Source organism: Janthinobacterium sp. PSRC1-1 (genome assembly GCF_049897525.1).
Lineage (GTDB): Bacteria > Pseudomonadota > Gammaproteobacteria > Burkholderiales > Burkholderiaceae_D > Janthinobacterium > Janthinobacterium tructae.
Genome location: NZ_JAFCWK010000003.1, coordinates 111421 through 127402, shown reverse-complemented (window position 1 = coordinate 127402; position 15982 = coordinate 111421). Strand labels below are relative to the sequence as shown.

13 protein-coding genes are annotated in these 15982 nt (G+C 63.0%); 12 read left to right on the top strand and 1 reads right to left on the bottom strand.

The genetic code is table 11. The features are described 5' to 3' along the window. Window positions 1-3: 3 nt before the first annotated feature. From ACP7DW_RS07005 to ACP7DW_RS06985, 5 genes are all read left to right on the top strand, one after another. Window positions 4-993, top strand: a complete 990-nt coding sequence (locus tag ACP7DW_RS07005) for a carbohydrate ABC transporter permease (protein WP_426054772.1) — start codon at window positions 4-6, stop codon at window positions 991-993. Then, the gene (locus ACP7DW_RS07000) at window positions 990-1808 is read left to right on the top strand and encodes a carbohydrate ABC transporter permease (protein WP_096234333.1); all 819 of its coding nucleotides are present in this window, start codon (window positions 990-992) and stop codon (window positions 1806-1808) included. Before ACP7DW_RS07005 ends, ACP7DW_RS07000 begins: the two co-directional genes overlap by 4 nt. Window positions 1809-1849: 41 nt before the next feature. Next, window positions 1850-3208 (top strand): GH1 family beta-glucosidase, encoded by a 1359-nt coding sequence (locus tag ACP7DW_RS06995; RefSeq protein ID WP_426054773.1) that lies wholly within the window; start codon window positions 1850-1852, stop codon window positions 3206-3208. A 1-nt stretch (window position 3209) separates the two neighbouring features. Next, a complete protein-coding gene (locus ACP7DW_RS06990) occupies window positions 3210-4262 on the top strand; it encodes an ABC transporter ATP-binding protein (protein ID WP_426054774.1) in 1053 nt (350 codons plus the stop codon). Between the two features lie 107 nt (window positions 4263-4369). Next, entirely contained in the window at window positions 4370-6820 is a 2451-nt protein-coding gene (locus ACP7DW_RS06985) for a TonB-dependent receptor (RefSeq protein ID WP_426054775.1), read from the top strand. A gap of 94 nt (window positions 6821-6914) precedes the next feature. Here the strand turns inward: ACP7DW_RS06985 and xseA are convergent, their stop codons facing one another. After that, a complete protein-coding gene (xseA, locus tag ACP7DW_RS06980; protein ID WP_426054776.1) occupies window positions 6915-8276 on the bottom strand; it encodes an exodeoxyribonuclease VII large subunit in 1362 nt (453 codons plus the stop codon). A gap of 1329 nt (window positions 8277-9605) precedes the next feature. Between xseA and ACP7DW_RS06975 the strand changes: the two genes are divergently transcribed. The 7 genes from ACP7DW_RS06975 to ACP7DW_RS06945 all read left to right on the top strand — a co-directional run bounded on the left by ACP7DW_RS06975 (window position 9606) and on the right by ACP7DW_RS06945 (window position 15960). Beyond that, window positions 9606-10211, top strand: coding sequence for a MotA/TolQ/ExbB proton channel family protein (locus ACP7DW_RS06975; protein ID WP_426054777.1), 606 nt, complete (start codon window positions 9606-9608; stop codon window positions 10209-10211). After that, entirely contained in the window at window positions 10208-10651 is a 444-nt protein-coding gene (locus ACP7DW_RS06970; protein WP_426054778.1) for an ExbD/TolR family protein, read from the top strand. Before ACP7DW_RS06975 ends, ACP7DW_RS06970 begins: the two co-directional genes overlap by 4 nt. 133 nt (window positions 10652-10784) lie before the next feature. Then, a complete protein-coding gene (gene lpxK, locus ACP7DW_RS06965; protein ID WP_426054779.1) occupies window positions 10785-11840 on the top strand; it encodes a tetraacyldisaccharide 4'-kinase in 1056 nt (351 codons plus the stop codon). Further along, window positions 11821-11997 carry a Trm112 family protein gene (locus ACP7DW_RS06960; RefSeq protein WP_010395789.1) on the top strand — a complete coding sequence of 59 codons (177 nt, stop codon included), beginning with the start codon at window positions 11821-11823 and terminating at the stop codon, window positions 11995-11997. The genes lpxK and ACP7DW_RS06960 overlap by 20 nt, the downstream gene beginning before the upstream one ends. 2 nt (window positions 11998-11999) lie before the next feature. Further along, on the top strand, window positions 12000-12755 hold the full coding sequence (kdsB, locus tag ACP7DW_RS06955; protein ID WP_426054780.1) for a 3-deoxy-manno-octulosonate cytidylyltransferase: 756 nt from the start codon (window positions 12000-12002) through the stop codon (window positions 12753-12755). 245 nt (window positions 12756-13000) lie between these two features. Beyond that, entirely contained in the window at window positions 13001-13657 is a 657-nt protein-coding gene (gene adk, locus ACP7DW_RS06950; RefSeq protein ID WP_071078917.1) for an adenylate kinase, read from the top strand. 179 nt (window positions 13658-13836) lie between these two features. Then, a complete protein-coding gene (locus ACP7DW_RS06945) occupies window positions 13837-15960 on the top strand; it encodes a sodium-translocating pyrophosphatase (RefSeq protein ID WP_426054781.1) in 2124 nt (707 codons plus the stop codon). The last annotated feature ends 22 nt before the right edge of the window (window positions 15961-15982 follow it).

The window sequence follows — 15982 nt, the reverse complement described above, 5'->3', positions numbered from 1 at the left end:
AGCATGACTACCTCCATGCCTTGTACCGAGGGCGCGCCCGCTGCTGCCGCGGCGCGGCCCGCCAGAAAGCGCTACAACATGAAGCAGTGGGCGCCGTACATTTTCATCAGCCCTTTCTTCATCCTGTTCGCCGTCTTCAGCCTGTTCCCGCTGCTGTTTTCGATCTACCTGTCGTTCAACCAGTGGGAAGCGGCCAGCGGCGTGGAAGCCATGCAGTGGGTGGGCCTGGACAACTACAAATATGCCTTGAGCGATCCGTGGTTTCTGCGCTCGCTGGGCAATACCGTGTGGCTGGCGCTGGCCTCGGGCGTGCCGCAGCACCTGGTGGCCATTCCGCTGGCGGCCTTCATCCACAACAGCTTCAAGCGCTCGCGCAACCTGGTGATCGGCATTTACTTTTTACCGTTCATCACCTCCAGCGTGGCCATCGCCATGGTCTTCAACACCCTATTCTCGCGCGACTATGGCCAGATCAATGTGCTGCTCCAATGGTGCGCCAGCCTGCCGCTGGTGGGCGGCTTGTTCCCGGCCGAATCGATCGACTGGCTGGGCAGCTCGCTGTTCATCAAGCCGGCCGTCGCCTTCGTCATTTTTTGGCGCTACCTGGGCTGGAACCTGGTGCTGTATCTGTCCGCGCTGCAGGTCATCCCCAAGGACCTGTATGAAGCGGCCACCATCGACGGCGCCTCGACGCGCCAGCAATTCTGGTACATCACCCTGCCGCAGCTGCGCCCCATGATCTACCTGGCCGTGACACTCACCATCATGGGCAACCTGCAGCTGTTCGAGGAGCCGTTCGTGCTGGTGGCCGAATCGAGCGGCGTGAGCCAGTCGGTGATGACGACGGCCATCTTCGTCTACAAGACGGCGTTTTCCTCGGGCGACTTCGGCACGGCGTCGGCCATTTCCTGGCTGCTGTTCCTCATCATCGCCAGCACCACCTGGGTGAATAACCGCATTTTCAGCCGCAATGAACGCAAGGAGAACCGATGAAAACCACCCGCTGGACGGCCTACGCCATGGTGGCCATCGGCGCCCTGATCATGGTCGCGCCGTTTTACTTCATGTTCGTCTTCGCCACGCACACGAGCGCCGAGATCTACAGCTTGCCGCCGCCGCGCTGGTTCGGCACGGCCCTGCTCAACAACATCGAGCTGCTGCAGGAGCGCCTGCCGTTCTGGCGCAACATCGGCATCAGCCTGTACGTGGCCCTGATGACCACCGCGCTGACCTTGTTCTTTTGTTCGCTGGGCGGCTATGCCTTCGCCATGTACGAATTCCGCTTCAAGCGGCCCTTGTTCACCCTGGTGATGGCGTCGATGATCATCCCGTCGTTCATGAACATGATCCCGACCTTCATGCTGATGGATTTCCTCGGCTGGCTGGACCAGCCGCGCGCCCTGTACGTGCCGGGAGCGGCCGGCGCGCTGGGTATCTTCCTGATGCGCCAGTACATCGGCACGGCCATTCCCAGGGACCTGATCGAGGCGGCGCGCATCGACGGCTGCGGCGAATTTGCCATCTACTGGCGGGTCGTGCTGCCGCTGATCGGCCCCGCCATGGGGACCCTGGGCCTGATCACCTTCATCAACTCGTGGAACAATTTCATCACGCCGCTGGTGGTCATGCGCTCGGTCGAGAACTATACGATCCCGCTGGCCCTGCGCAGCATGCAGGCGCCGAACAACACGGAGTGGGGCGCGCTGATGACGGGCGCCGCGATTGCCGTGCTGCCGCTGCTGCTGATGTTTTTTGTCGCCTCGAAACGCCTCATAGAAGGCCTGACGCAAGGCGCCGTCAAAGGCTGATGCACTCACTTATTTCAACCCCTCACACTGATACCACCACCATGCATAACGACGACAGCGATACCAACTTTCCCGCCACCTTCACCTGGGGCGTGGCCACCAGCGCCTACCAGATCGAGGGCGCGGCCGCCATCGACGGCCGCGGCCCGTCCATCTGGGATACCTTCAGCCACACGGAAGGCAAGATCATCGACGGCAGCAATGGCGACGTGGCCTGCGACCACTATCACCGCTACTTGGATGACGTGGAGCTGATCGCCAAGCTGGGCGTGAACGCCTACCGGTTTTCCATGTCCTGGTCGCGCGTGCAACCCACGGGCTCCGGCGCCTGGAACGAGGCCGGCTTTGCCTTTTATGCGCGCCTGCTCGACGCGCTGGCCGCCAAGGGACTCGACGCTCATCTGACCCTGTACCACTGGGACTTGCCGCAAGCCTTGCAGGACGAGGGTGGCTGGCTCAATCGCGCCACCTGCTACCACTTCGCCGTCTACGCGGCCGAGGTGGCGCGCCGCTTCGGCCACCAGGTCGCCAGCATCGCCACGCACAACGAACCGTGGTGCACGGCCGTGCTGGGTCACGGCACGGGCCAGTTCGCCCCCGGCATGGCCGACCCGGCCGCCGCCGTGCAAGTGTCGCACCACTTGCTGCTGTCGCACGGCCTGGCCATGCAGGCGATGCGTGCCGTGAATGTGCCGGCGAAACTGGGCATCGTGCTCAATCAATGGACGGCCACGCCGGCCACCGACAGCGCGCAGGACCGCGCGCTGGCCGAACTCGAATATGCGCGCTCGGTGCAGTGGTATATGGATGCCATCTTCAAGGGCCGCTACCCGGCGCTGGCCCTGAAACACCCGGATGCTTCTGCTTTAGCTATCTTTGAAAACGATTTCACAGATATCAAACAGCCCATCGATTTCCTCGGCGTGAACTACTACACGCGCGCTTTCATGAGTGCCGAGACGCCGCCGCGCAAGCCCGAGTGCAAGCTCGGCGTCAACGACATGGGCTGGGAGACCTATCCGCAGGGCTTGACGGAGCTGCTGGTGGGCCTGCACCGCGAATACCGGCTGCCGCCCGTCTACATCACGGAAAACGGCATGGCCGTGGCCGACAAGCCCGTCGATGGCAAGATCCACGACGCGCCGCGCATCGAGTACGTGCGGCTGCACCTGGACGCCTTGCGCGCCGTGATCGCGCAGGGCATCGACGTGCGCGGTTATTTCTACTGGAGCCTGATGGATAACTTCGAGTGGAACTCGGGCTACGCCAAGCGCTTCGGCATGCTGTACGTCGATTACGCCACGCAGCAGCGCAGCTTCAAGGACAGCGCCCTGTGGTACCGCGATTTTATTCTCGCCCAGCGCGCGTCCCATGCCGTTGCCCTGGTCGGGGAGCACTGACATGGCCGCCATTTCCCTGCGCGGCATCCGCAAGACCTACGGCGACGGCCCGGAAATCGTCAAGGGCCTGGACCTCGATATCCATGACGGCGAATTCATGGTCTTCGTCGGGCCGTCCGGCTGCGGCAAGTCGACCCTGCTGCGCATGATCGCCGGACTGGAAGACATCAGCGCGGGTCAGCTGCGCATCGGCGACCTGCTGGCCAACGACGTGGCGCCGGCCGAGCGGGGCATCGCCATGGTCTTCCAGAGCTACGCCTTGTATCCGCACATGACGGCGCGCGACAACATGGGTTTTGCCCTCAAATTGGCCGGTAAACCAGACGCCGAGGTGCGGGCGGCCGTCGGCAAGGTGGCCGAGATCCTGCAGATCACGCACCTGCTCGACCGCAAACCGAAGGCTTTGTCCGGCGGCGAGCGCCAGCGCGTGGCCATCGGCCGCTCCATCGTGCGCCAGCCCAAGGTGTTTTTGTTTGACGAGCCGCTGTCCAACCTCGACGCCTCGCTGCGCGTGCAGACGCGCATCGAGCTGGCCAAGCTGCACCAGGAACTGGGCACCACCATGATCTACGTCACGCACGACCAGGTCGAGGCGATGACGCTCGGTGACAGGGTCGCCGTCTTCCACGGCGGCCACCTGGAGCAGGTGGGCGCGCCTTTGGACCTGTACCGCCATCCGGCCAGCCAGTTCGTGGCCGGCTTCATCGGCGCGCTGCGCATGAACTTTTTGCCGTGCGCCGCCGTGCCGGCACTGGCCAGCGAACTCGGTGGCGAGGCCGGCATGCTGGTCGGCATACGCCCCGAGCATTTGCGCCTGGTGCCGCGCAATGAAGGCTACGGCGCCACGGTCACGCTGATCGAGCAGCTGGGCGACGCGCAGATCATCCACGCGACGCTGGACGGTCGCATCGACGGCGGCCCGCACGCGGTGGCCATCAAGCTGCATGGCGAGGCGCGCCACGCGCTGGCGCAGGGCAGCGCCATCGGCTTCGCGCCGGAAGAGGGCCATGCCTTTCTATTCGACACGGCCGGGCGCGCCGTGGCCACCCATTGACCCCGCACGGAGGCGACATGACTTCAGATTGACACCCCAAAAATGTGCAGCAATAGCCAAAGAGCTATGTGATCATCATTCAACCAGCGGTACAGGAGACAACAATAATGCAACAGCTCAAACGCAATACCATCGCCCTCAGCCTGGCGCATGCGACCTTCGCCCAGTTCATCTTGCTGGGCAGCGGCGCCGCGCTGGCACAGGACACAGCAGCCACGGACGCGGCAAAACCGGCAGCCGAACAGATGGACCGCATCGTCGTCACGGCTACGCGCCGCAACACCTTCGTGCAGGAGACGCCGCTGGCCGTCACCGCCTTCAACCAGGACACCCTGCAAAACAATCAGGTGAAAGATCTGGCCTCGCTGGCGACCATGGTGCCGAGCCTCGTCGTCGAGCAGCATGGCGACTCGGGCGGCGTGCACGTCTACATGCGCGGCGTCGGTTCGGCCAACCACACGGAGCTGGGCGACCCGGCCGTCGCCTTTTATGTCGATGGCGTGTATTCGCCGCGCCCCCAGGGGGCCACGGCGCTGATGTATGACCTGTCGCACGTCGAGGTGGCGCGCGGACCGCAGGGCACCCTGAATGGCCGCAATTCGACGGCGGGCGCCGTCAACCTCGTGTCGGCCGCGCCGAGCACGGCCAAGTTCATGGGCTCGGCCGGCATCACCGTGGGCGACTACCGCCATTTGCAGACGCAGGGCATGCTCAATATCCCGTTGTCCGACGACGTGGCGCTGCGCATCGCCGCCATCAAGGATAGCCATGACGGCACGGTGGACTTCCGCCGCGGCTCGAACGTCATGCCGGGCACGGCCAAGTATGGCGCCGGCGACCAGATGGGCGTGCGCGCCTCGCTGCTGTGGAAGTTCACGCCGCAACTGCGCGGCACGTTCATCGCCGACTACTTCCTCGACCAGGGTGCCGGCAACGTCTACCTGGCGGCCGAACCGAAGCCGGGCGAGAAGCTGCGCTCGGCCCTGATCGACACGCCAGGCACCCTGGACCAGTCGATTCTGACCTACAAGGGCAAGCTCAATTACAAGCCGACCGATGCGCTCGACTTCACGTACCTGGGCAGCTGGAGCCGCTACAAGCGCCAGAACAGCAACGATGCCGATGCGGGCCTGTTCCCCGGCTTCAAATCGGAAAACCGCACCGACTGGGCGCAGTTCGACAGCTATTCGCACGAGCTGCAGGCGCGTTCGGACGACGATGCGCCATTCCAGTGGGTGGCCGGCCTGTTCCTCTTCAATGAAAAGAACAAGGTGCGCTTCGATATCGACCGCAGCCAGATTTCGCAGGCGGCCGTGCAGCAGGATATCGCCAACGGCGCCGTGATTTTCGTGCAGCCGACCGTGGGCCAGTATGCCTCGGCCATGTCCTTCATCCAGGGCGACCGCCAGTTGAAATCCAAGGCCGTGTTCGGCCAGGTCAGCCAGCAGGTGACGGACCAGATCAAGCTGACGGCCGGCGCGCGCTACACGAAAGACCATAAGTTCGATATCGGCGGCAAGAACTGGGCCTGCCCGAACTGGCCCGCGAACACGCCGCTGGGCACCACGGTGCTTACCGCCGACCAGCTGCGCCAGCTGGTCACGCCCGGCACGGGCCTGGCCAACACGCACAATATCGGGCCAGGCGGCGCCATCACGGCGGCCAGCTGCGGCAATACGCCGGGCGACAATACGGCCGACCTGAAATACGGCCAGGCTACCTGGCTGGGCCGCATCGAGTACAAGCTGCGTCCGGACATCTTGCTGTTCGGTTCCGTGACGACGGGCTTCCACTCGCCGGCCATCGGCGACGGCGGCGCCACCACCAAGCCGGAAAAGCTGACCAGCTATGAAATCGGCTTCAAGTCGGACTTGCTGAACCGTGAACTGACGCTGAACCTCGACGCGTTTTTGATGAAGTACAAGGACAAGCTCGAATCGCAGGTGGTCAACAGCGTGCTGGCCAATTTCAATGCGGCCGGCGCCACCGTCAAGGGGCTGGAAGCGGAGTGGGTCTGGCGGCCAACGAAGGTCGACCGCCTGACGGGCAACGCCACCTGGCTCAAAGCCGTGTACGATGATTTCATGTCGTGCGACGTCGACGCGGCGCGCGCGAATGGCCAGTCCTGCGGTTCGACGGCGCCTTTGGTGAACGTGGGCGGCAGCACCATGAAGCATGCGCCGAAGTTTTCCACGACCGTCCAGTACGAGCATGATTTCACTGTCGCCGGCGGCCAGCTCACGCCGCGCGCCTCGGTGCACTACGAAACCATGTCGTACGTGGGTGCCGGGGCCTTCAACGGCGACGTGCCGGGCCATACGGGCGTCAAGCGCCAGGAAGCCTACACCACGCTGGATCTGAGTCTGCGCTTCCAGCCGGCGAACAAGGCCTATACGGTGGAAGCGTTCGTGCAGAACGCCACCGACAAGGCGGTCAAGCTGGACGTCAATGAAATCTGCACGGACGTGGGCATGCCATGCCAGCCCACGCAGCAGATCTACGGCGCCTTCTACAACGCGCCGCGCACGGTCGGCGCGCGCGTGTCGATGAAGTTTTAAATTGGGTCGTGTGAAAGAGCAGTTGCAGTAGCAGTCCACTCAGTAGGGCAGGTGTTGGGCCGGGGACCTTCCCCGGCCTTTTTTACGCTAACGCTTATTCCAGGGTGGCTTGCACGCTGGCGATGCCGATCTGCGCGCTGCCTTCGGCCAGGCGCACGTTGACGTTCTGGCGCGCCTGCAGCTGCGACGGCGAGCGCACGATGGCGCCTTTTTCGTCGCGCAAAATCGCGTAGCCGCGTTCCAGGGTGCGCTGGGGATTCAACAGTTCCAGCTGCGCCGCCAGGCCGTCGAGGCGGTGGCGCCGCTGCGTCACCAGCTGCGCCATGGCCGCGCCGCCGCGCCGCTGCATGTCCACCAGGCGGGTACGCGGCGCCGTGACGTCGGGCCGCAAGGCGACCCAGCGCGAACGCAGGCGTTCGAGCGCGTACTGCGACTGGTTCACGGGCGCGCGCGCCGCATGCGTCATGGCCGTCGACAGGGCCAGCAGCTGCAAACGCTGCTGCTGCAGCTGCGCCTTCGGGTTGAGCAGGCGGCGGCTATGGCGGTCCAGCGTCTGCGCCGCGTCGTCGAGGCGGCGGCGCATGGCGCGGCGCAGGTCGGCCGCATCGGCGCGCAGGGAGGCCAGCCAGTCGGCGCGCGGCGTGACCGCCAGTTCGGCCGCCGCCGTCGGCGTGGCCGCGCGCAGGTCGGCCGCGAAGTCGGCGATGGTGAAATCGGTTTCGTGGCCCACGCCGCTGATCACGGGCATGGAGCAGTCGGCGATCGCATGGGCCACGGCTTCATCGTTGAACGACCATAAATCTTCGATGCTGCCGCCGCCACGGCATACCAGCAGCACGTCGCACTCGGCCCTTGTTGACGCGGTGCGGATGGCGTGCGCGATTTTTTCCGGCGCCTGCTGGCCCTGCACGGGCGTCGGGTACAGAATGATGGAGACGTGCGGCGCGCGGCGCTTGAGCGCGATTAGCACGTCGCGCAGGGCGGCCGCCTGCGGGCTGGTGACGATGCCGATGCTGCGCGCGAACATGGGGATGGCGCGCTTGCGTTCCTGGTCGAACAGGCCCTGCGCGGCCAATTTTTCCTTCAGGCGCTGGAACGCTTCATACAGGGCGCCCACGCCGGCGCGGCGGATGGCTTCCACGTTGATCTGGTAATCGCCGCGCGCGCCGTACAGGGTGACGAGGGCGCGTACTTCCACCTTGTCGCCTTCGCGCGGCGTGAAGCCGGCAAACTGGGCGCGGCCACGGAACATCACGGCGCGCACCTGGGCGCCGTCATCCTTGAGGGTGAAGTACCAGTGGCCGGAGGCGGCGCGCGTGAAGTTGGAAATCTCGCCGGCGATCCAGGTCAGGGGAAACGAGCGTTCGAGCAGGCGCGCGACGGCCTGGTTCAGGGCGCTGACGGTCAGCACGGGTGGGGCGGCAAAGCCGCTGTCAGTCGGGGTGTCGTTCATCATCTGGCAAGGGGAAAGAAGCAAGCTGTCCACATATTATCGGCGAGGTCATGCTTATGTCATATATCGCGCAAAACAACAAGTTCTATTTCTAAGTATTTGATTTCATGCACAATTCCCGTATGCCTGATTTGCGTGCACAGGGAAAAAAACCTTTAATATCAAGCACATCAGTGCAGCCACTGCCACTTACGCACAAAGTTATCCACAGAAAGTGTGCGGAACTTTTTGCCTTGGACAATTGTTGCCGGACAGGCCCCTTTCGGCAAAGGAAAATGCGCTGCCACATTTTTGCGCATGGAAATAAAGTACATAGGAATCAAGCGCTTAGTATCGCATGCCTGGCCTTGCGCACAATCTTATCCACAAAAAATGTGCAGAACTCTGGCGCAGCGCCGGAATGATCCACTGAAACGGCCATGGCATGGCTTGCCTGAATTTTGCGCAGCATAAAAATAACCATATAAATCAAGGGTGTAGCATCCAGGTGTACGCCTTGCTCACAATCTTATCCACAGAATGTGTGCAAAACTGCATAAACCGTTTCGTGGTTTGTCCGGGTTTTCCACGGCATGCACAGGCTGCATCGCTGCCTTATTTTTGAGCATTGAAAAAAACTCCTTTTAAATCAAGGCTCTTGCAGGGAGTCAATCGGCTTGCTCACAATCTTATCCACACTTTATGTGTGGAACTGTATTGGCGGTGGAAAAGTAGTGTTTGACGATAGGTTTTGGCATGAAAACCTGCGCTTTTCAGCCCTTGCTACATTTTTATGCAGGGCAATAAAAACGATATAAATCAAGGTACTTGGCGTCTATTCTTGCGCTTGCGCACAATCTTGTCCACAGATTGTGTGCAGAACTTTGACGCTGGAAATGCCGCACGTTTCGCTCTGTTTGCCACTTTTTTGTGCATTGATTTAATATCCTTTAAAATCAATGGCTTAATTGAATTCCTCGGCTTTGCGCACAATCTTGTCCACAGTTAATGTGCAGAACTCTGTAACTATTAATTTATTGACATTGACTACTGTCGATAAGCTGCTATGCCTGTATTTTGCGCAGAATCATATTTTCCATGTGAATCAAGCACTTGCATGCTGGACTTCATGTTTGCTCACAATCTTATCCACACAAAGTGTGCAAAACTGTGCGCTGGTGGTGCCCGCCCGCCGCGCCGTGTGGACAAGTACGCATGCGGGCGCCACTTGCCGCCGGCGCGGCAACGCGCTACATTGCGCCATTCCCGCGCCGACATGCCATCGGTCTTCGGCGCTCGGTACAATACAGGCTGTCCGGGCGATTCACCGCCTTCCTTTACCAGGAGTTTCTTTTGCTCGCTATATTTCAAGCCGCTGGCTGGCCCATCTGGCTGTTGTTGATCGCTTCCATCGTCGCCCTGGCCTTGATCATCGAGCGCCTGCTGTATTTGCGACGCGCCAAGATTCTGCCCCGCAAGCTGTTCGATGAAGTGGTACAGGTGTATCGCAGCGGCAAGATCACGCCGGATACGCTGGCCAAGCTGGAAGACAATTCGCCGCTGGGCGTGGTGCTGGCCGCCGCCCTGCGCAATGTCGACGCGCCGCGCGAGGTGATGAAGGAATCGATCGAAGAGGCGGGCAGTGGCGTGGCCCACACGCTGGAACGTTTCCTGACGACCCTGGGCACCATCGCCACCCTGGCACCGCTGATGGGCCTGTTTGGCACGGTGGTGGGCATGATCGAAATCTTCGGTTCGCAAAACGCCAGCGGCTCCAATCCTGCCCAGTTGGCCCATGGCATCTCGGTGGCCTTGTATAACACCGGCTTCGGCTTGGCCATCGCCATGCCGGCCCTGGTCTTCTACCGCCACTTCCGCGCCCTCGTCGACAGCTTCGTCATTGACATGGAGCAGCAAGCGGTCAAATTCGTCGACATCGTCCACAGTGGCCGCCAATGAACTTCCGCAAAGGCAAGGGGCGTGAAGACCCCGAAATCAACCTGATCCCGTTCATCGACGTGCTGCTGGTGATCCTGATCTTCCTGATGGTCAGCACCACCTACAGCAAATTTACGGAGTTGCAGATCACCTTGCCGACGGCCGACGCCGAGCAAGCCAGGGACAAGCCGCAGCAGATCGACGTCACCATCGATGCCAAGGGCAATTACACGGTCAACCGCGAACCCGTCTCGTTCCGCGACGTGGCCGGCCTGGCCGATGCGCTGCAAAACGCGGCCAAGGCGGCCAACGGCGGCAAGGCGCCTGCGCAGACGCCCGTGGTGGTGGTCAATGCCGACCAGTTCGCCATGCACCAGATGGTCATCCACGTGATGGAAGCGGCGCGCCTGGCCGGCTATGAAAAGCTGACGTTTGCGGCGCAAGCCGGTGGCAGCAAATAAGCAGGCAGCATCGGCCTGTAGGTCGGCTTAGCCGGCACGGCGTAAGCCGACAAAGCCGCCGCCTGGCATGTCGGATTACGCTGCACCTGACGGCGCAGCTAATCCGACCTACACTATTTTTACGTCTTCCTTCATGCCCACATCCTCCCCCGCCAAGCTTGAAACCACATTGACCCGCGCCTGGCTGACGCGCGGCCCGCTGGCGTGCGCGCTGTGGCCCGTCTCCCTGCTGTTCGGCGCCCTGAGTGCCGTGCGGCGCGGCCTGTACCGCGCCGGCGTGTTGACATCGACGCGCCTGCCCGTGCCCGTCGTCGTCGTCGGTAATATTTTTATCGGCGGCACGGGCAAGACGCCGCTGACGATCTGGCTGGTGCAAGCCTTGCGCGACGCGGGCATGCGCCCGGGCGTCATTTCGCGCGGCCATGGCAGCGCCGACCGTTCGCCGCGCGCAGTGACCGCTGCTTCGACGCCGCAGCAGGTGGGCGACGAGCCGCTGCTGATCTTCCAGCGCGGCGGCTGCCCCGTGATGGTGGGGCGCGACCGCGCGCAGGCGGGCAGGGCGCTGCTGGCCGCGCACCCGGACGTCGACGTGCTGGTGACGGACGACGGCTTGCAGCATTACGCCTTGCAGCGCGACGTGGAAATCGTGCTGTTCGACGGCCGCGGCGCTGGCAACGGCTGGCTGCTGCCGGCGGGACCTTTGCGCGAATCGCCGCGCCGCCGGCGCGATGTGACGGTGATCAATGCGCCGGAGCTGGCGCCGGCACTCGTGGCCAGGATCGCGCCACAGGGCGCTCTGGTGGTGCAGATGCTGCTGGCCGGTGGCGTGGCCGAGCGCATGGCGAACCGCGGCGAAAGCCTGCCGCTTGCATCCCTGGCAGCCAGCGGCCAGCGCATCGTGGCGGCGGCCGGCATCGGCAATCCGCAGCGCTTCTTTGCCATGCTGCGCGGCGCCGGACTGGATTTTACGGAACTGCCTTTGCCCGACCATCACGACTTCCTCGACCAGCCATTTGCCGCGCTCGACACGGATCTGATCTTGATCACCGAGAAGGATGCAGTAAAATGTGCGCAAATTGAATATCTCAAAGATGACCCGAGACTGTGGGTCGTCCCCGTCAGTGCGCGCATCGATAGCGCGCTGGCCCAACAAATTGTGGAGAAATGTCGTGGACGCTCGACTGCTTGATATCCTGGTCTGCCCTGTTTGCAAGGGTCCGCTTGAACACGATAAGAAGGCGCAGGAACTGATTTGCCGCGCCGACCGCCTGGCCTATCCTATCCGTGATGGCATCCCCATCATGTGGGCGGACGAAGCGCGCACCCTGCAAGACGCAGTGGAATAACGATGGCGTTCATCGTCATCATCCCGGCCCGCCTGGCCTCGACGCGCCTGCCGGGCAAGCCGCTGGCCGACCTGGGCGGCAAGCCCATGGTGGTGCGCGTGGCCGAGCAGGCAGCCCTGTCTGGCGCCGCGCGCGTCATCGTCGCCACCGACCATGACAGCATTCGCGCCGCCTGCGCCGCGCATGGCGTGGAAGTGTGCATGACGCGCAGCGACCATCCGTCGGGCACGGACCGCATCGCCGAAGTGGCGCGCACGCTCGCGTTGCCGCCGGACGCCGTCGTCGTCAACCTGCAGGGCGACGAACCGCTGATCGATCCGGGCCTGCTGGCCGCCTGCGCGGCGCAGATCAGCGCCACCGTTCCCATGGCCACGTGCGCGCATCGGCTGCACGATGTGCTTGAGGCCTTCAACCCGAATGTCGTCAAGGTCGTGCTGGATAAAAATGGCCGTGCCTTGTATTTTTCGCGCGCCACCATTCCCTGGCACCGCGATGGCTTCGCGCAGTCGAAAGACAGCCTGCCTGCCGGCTATGTGCCGCTGCGCCATATCGGCCTGTATGCCTACAGCAATGCGTTTTTGCAGGAATATCCGCAATTGTCCGCTTCGCCGCTGGAGGCCATCGAGGCGCTGGAGCAGTTGCGCGTGCTGTGGCATGGCTATGCCATCGCCGTGCATGTGACCGATAGCGCGCCGGCAGCCGGTGTCGACACGCCGGAAGATCTTGCCAGGGTGCAAGCCCACTACGGCGCCCTGTAGGCATTACCCGCAAAACGGCAGGCGTGCAAATATAATTTGTGCGCCTGCAGTAAAAACCACATTTTGAAACGTCCGTCGCGCTAATTGCTGGCTTTGATCAATCAGGGCATAGCAATTCGATAGCAAACTGGCGCTCCGGGGATTTTTTGTGGTAAGTTTCGTGGGGAAAGATAGCCATAGCAACATCATCTAAAAAAAATAATTACACATACCACCATCCAAAATCTGTTTTTTAGGAACTTTCAATGCGTCTGATACTTTTAGGAGCACCCGGTGCCGGCAAGGGCACCCAAGCTAACTTCATCAAAGAAAAATACAACATTCCACAAATCTCCACGGGCGACATGCTGCGCGCGGCGATCAAGGAAGGCACGGAACTGGGCCTGGCAGCGAAAAAAGTCATGGATGCGGGCGGCCTCGTGTCGGACGACATCATGATCGGCCTGGTCAAGAACCGCCTGCAGGAAGCCGATTGCGCCAATGGCTACCTGTTCGACGGTTTCCCGCGCACCATCGCGCAAGCGGACGCCATGAAAGATGCCGGCATCAATGTCGACTACGTGCTGGAAATCGACGTGCCTGACGCTTCGATCATCGAGCGCATGGACGGCCGCCGCAGCCACCCGGGTTCGGGCCGCGTCTACCACGTCAAGTTCAACCCGCCGAAGGTCGACGGTGTCGATGACATCACGGGCGAACCGCTGATCCAGCGCGACGACGACAAGGCGGAAACGGTCAAGAAGCGTCTGGATGTGTACCACAACCAGACCAAGGTCCTGCTCGGTTACTACAACGACTGGGCCAAGTCCGGCCTGCCGGGCGCGCCGAAATACCGCCGCATCGCCGGCGTCGGTCCGGTCGAGCAAATCCGCGACAGCGCCTTTGCCGCCCTGGCGGAATAAGCAGTTTTTGAAAAGCGGACCTGAGTGTCCGCTTTTTTGTGCCCGCTGCTCGCCAGTGGTGCCGTGTCGTTTTCGTGGTTCAGGTTTTTTGCAGGTCGTGTTTTCCTGGCTGCGCGCACCTACCCGGTGCGGTCTGCAGCTGTTGGCAATGACGTCGGATAAAAACAGAAGGGGACGATATGGCAGCCAGTTTGTGGTTTGCGGTAGCCTGCGGCGTGGTCGCAGTCATTTACGGTTTGGTGTCGCGTAGCTGGATCCTGCGCCAGGATCCCGGCAACGCGCGCATGCAGGAAATCGCCCTGGCCATCCAGCAGGGCGCGGCCGCCTACCTGGCGCGCCAGTACCGCACCATCGCGTTTGTGGGCGTGGTGCTGCTGATCGCCATCTATGCGCTGCTTGGCCTGCACACGGCGCTGGGCTTTTTGATCGGCGCCGTGCTGTCGGGCGCCTGCGGCTTCATCGGCATGAATGTCTCGGTGCGGGCCAATGTGCGCACGGCGCAGGCGGCCACCCTGGGCATCAACCAGGCCCTGAACGTGGCCTTCAAGGGCGGCGCGATCACCGGCATGCTGGTGGTGGGACTGGGCTTGCTGGGCGTGACCCTGTTCTACTGGCTGCTGGTGACGACGGGTGCGCCCGGCCTGACCCAGCACGACCTGATCAAGCCCCTGATCGGCCTGGCGTTTGGCGCCTCGCTCATTTCCATCTTCGCGCGGCTCGGTGGCGGCATCTTCACCAAGGGCGCCGACGTGGGCGCGGACCTGGTGGGCAAGGTCGAGGCGGGCATCCCCGAGGACGATCCGCGCAATCCTGCCGTCATCGCCGACAACGTGGGCGACAACGTGGGCGACTGCGCCGGCATGGCGGCCGACCTGTTCGAAACCTATGTCGTGACCCTGATCGCCACCATGCTGCTGGGCGCACTGCTGATGGCAGAGGCCAGCAGCACGGCCATCATCTACCCGCTGCTGCTGGGCGCCGTTTCCATCCTCGCCTCCATCGTCGGCTGCTCGATGGTGAAAACCAAGCCGGGCGCGAAGATCATGTCGGCCCTGTACACGGGCCTGTGGTGGGCGGCCGGGTTGTCGCTGGTGGGCTTTGCCGTGGTGACGTGGCTGCTGTGGCCCGACGACGCCATGCGCTACAAGATGCTGGGCGCCACCGTCGTCGGCATCGTCCTCACGGGCCTGATGGTGTACATCACCGAGTACTACACGGGCACGGACTTCAAGCCGGTGCGCCACATCGCCGAAGCTTCGACGACGGGCCACGGCACGAATATCATCGCCGGCCTGGGCGTGTCGATGAAGTCCACGGCGTATCCGGTGCTGGCCGTCTGCGTCGCCATCCTCGTCTCGTATCAATTGGCCGGCCTGTACGGCATCGCGATCGCCGCGACGGCCATGCTGTCGATGGCGGGCATCATCGTCGCGCTCGACGCGTATGGCCCCATCACGGATAACGCGGGCGGCATCGCGGAAATGTCGGGCTTGCCCGATTCCGTGCGCGCCATCACCGATCCGCTCGACGCCGTGGGCAACACCACCAAGGCCGTCACCAAGGGCTATGCCATCGGTTCGGCCGGGCTGGCTGCGCTGGTGCTGTTTGCCGACTACACGCATGCGCTTGAATCGGTGGGCCAGCACATCACCTTTGATTTGTCGAACCCCATGGTCATCGTCGGCCTGTTCATCGGCGGCCTGATACCGTACCTGTTCGGCGCCATGGCGATGGAAGCCGTGGGCCGCGCGGCCGGTGCCGTGGTGGTGGAAGTACGGCGGCAGTTCCGCGACATCAAGGGCATCATGGAAGGCACGGCGCGGCCCGAATACGACAAGGCCGTCGACATGCTGACGGCGTCGGCCATCCGCGAAATGATCGTGCCGTCCTTGCTGCCGGTGGTGGTGCCCATCGTCGTGGGCATGCTGCTGGGGCCAGCGGCGCTGGGGGGGCTGTTGATGGGGACCATCGTCACGGGCCTGTTCGTGGCCATTTCCATGACCACGGGCGGCGGCGCCTGGGACAATGCGAAGAAATACATCGAGGATGGCCATTTCGGCGGCAAAGGGTCGGACGCGCACAAGGCGGCCGTCACGGGCGACACGGTGGGCGACCCGTACAAGGACACGGCCGGTCCGGCAGTGAACCCCTTGATCAAGATCATCAATATCGTGGCCCTGCTGCTGGTGCCGCTGTTGCCGGCCACGGGCTGGCTGGCCGTCAGGGCACCGGCGCCCATCCACGCGCCCGCACCGCCCATCCTGGCGCCGGCCACACCGGTGCAAGTGTTGCCGGCGCAGTAGGGCCAGGCACTCGCTGCCGCCC

Bases quoted from the DNA above. Each gene is read 5' to 3' on its own strand.
- ACP7DW_RS06970 (WP_426054778.1), top strand. From the start codon at position 10,208: ATGAACTTCCGCAAAGGCAAGGGGCGTGAAGACCCCGAAATCAACCTG.
- ACP7DW_RS06985 (WP_426054775.1), top strand. From the start codon at position 4,370: ATGCAACAGCTCAAACGCAATACCATCGCCCTCAGCCTGGCGCATGCG.
- xseA (WP_426054776.1), bottom strand. From the start codon at position 8,276: ATGATGAACGACACCCCGACTGACAGCGGCTTTGCCGCCCCACCCGTG.
- ACP7DW_RS07000 (WP_096234333.1), top strand. From the start codon at position 990: ATGAAAACCACCCGCTGGACGGCCTACGCCATGGTGGCCATCGGCGCC.
- ACP7DW_RS06995 (WP_426054773.1), top strand. From the start codon at position 1,850: ATGCATAACGACGACAGCGATACCAACTTTCCCGCCACCTTCACCTGG.
- adk (WP_071078917.1), top strand. From the start codon at position 13,001: ATGCGTCTGATACTTTTAGGAGCACCCGGTGCCGGCAAGGGCACCCAA.
- ACP7DW_RS07005 (WP_426054772.1), top strand. From the start codon at position 4: ATGACTACCTCCATGCCTTGTACCGAGGGCGCGCCCGCTGCTGCCGCG.
- lpxK (WP_426054779.1), top strand. From the start codon at position 10,785: ATGCCCACATCCTCCCCCGCCAAGCTTGAAACCACATTGACCCGCGCC.
- ACP7DW_RS06990 (WP_426054774.1), top strand. From the start codon at position 3,210: ATGGCCGCCATTTCCCTGCGCGGCATCCGCAAGACCTACGGCGACGGC.
- kdsB (WP_426054780.1), top strand. From the start codon at position 12,000: ATGGCGTTCATCGTCATCATCCCGGCCCGCCTGGCCTCGACGCGCCTG.
- ACP7DW_RS06945 (WP_426054781.1), top strand. From the start codon at position 13,837: ATGGCAGCCAGTTTGTGGTTTGCGGTAGCCTGCGGCGTGGTCGCAGTC.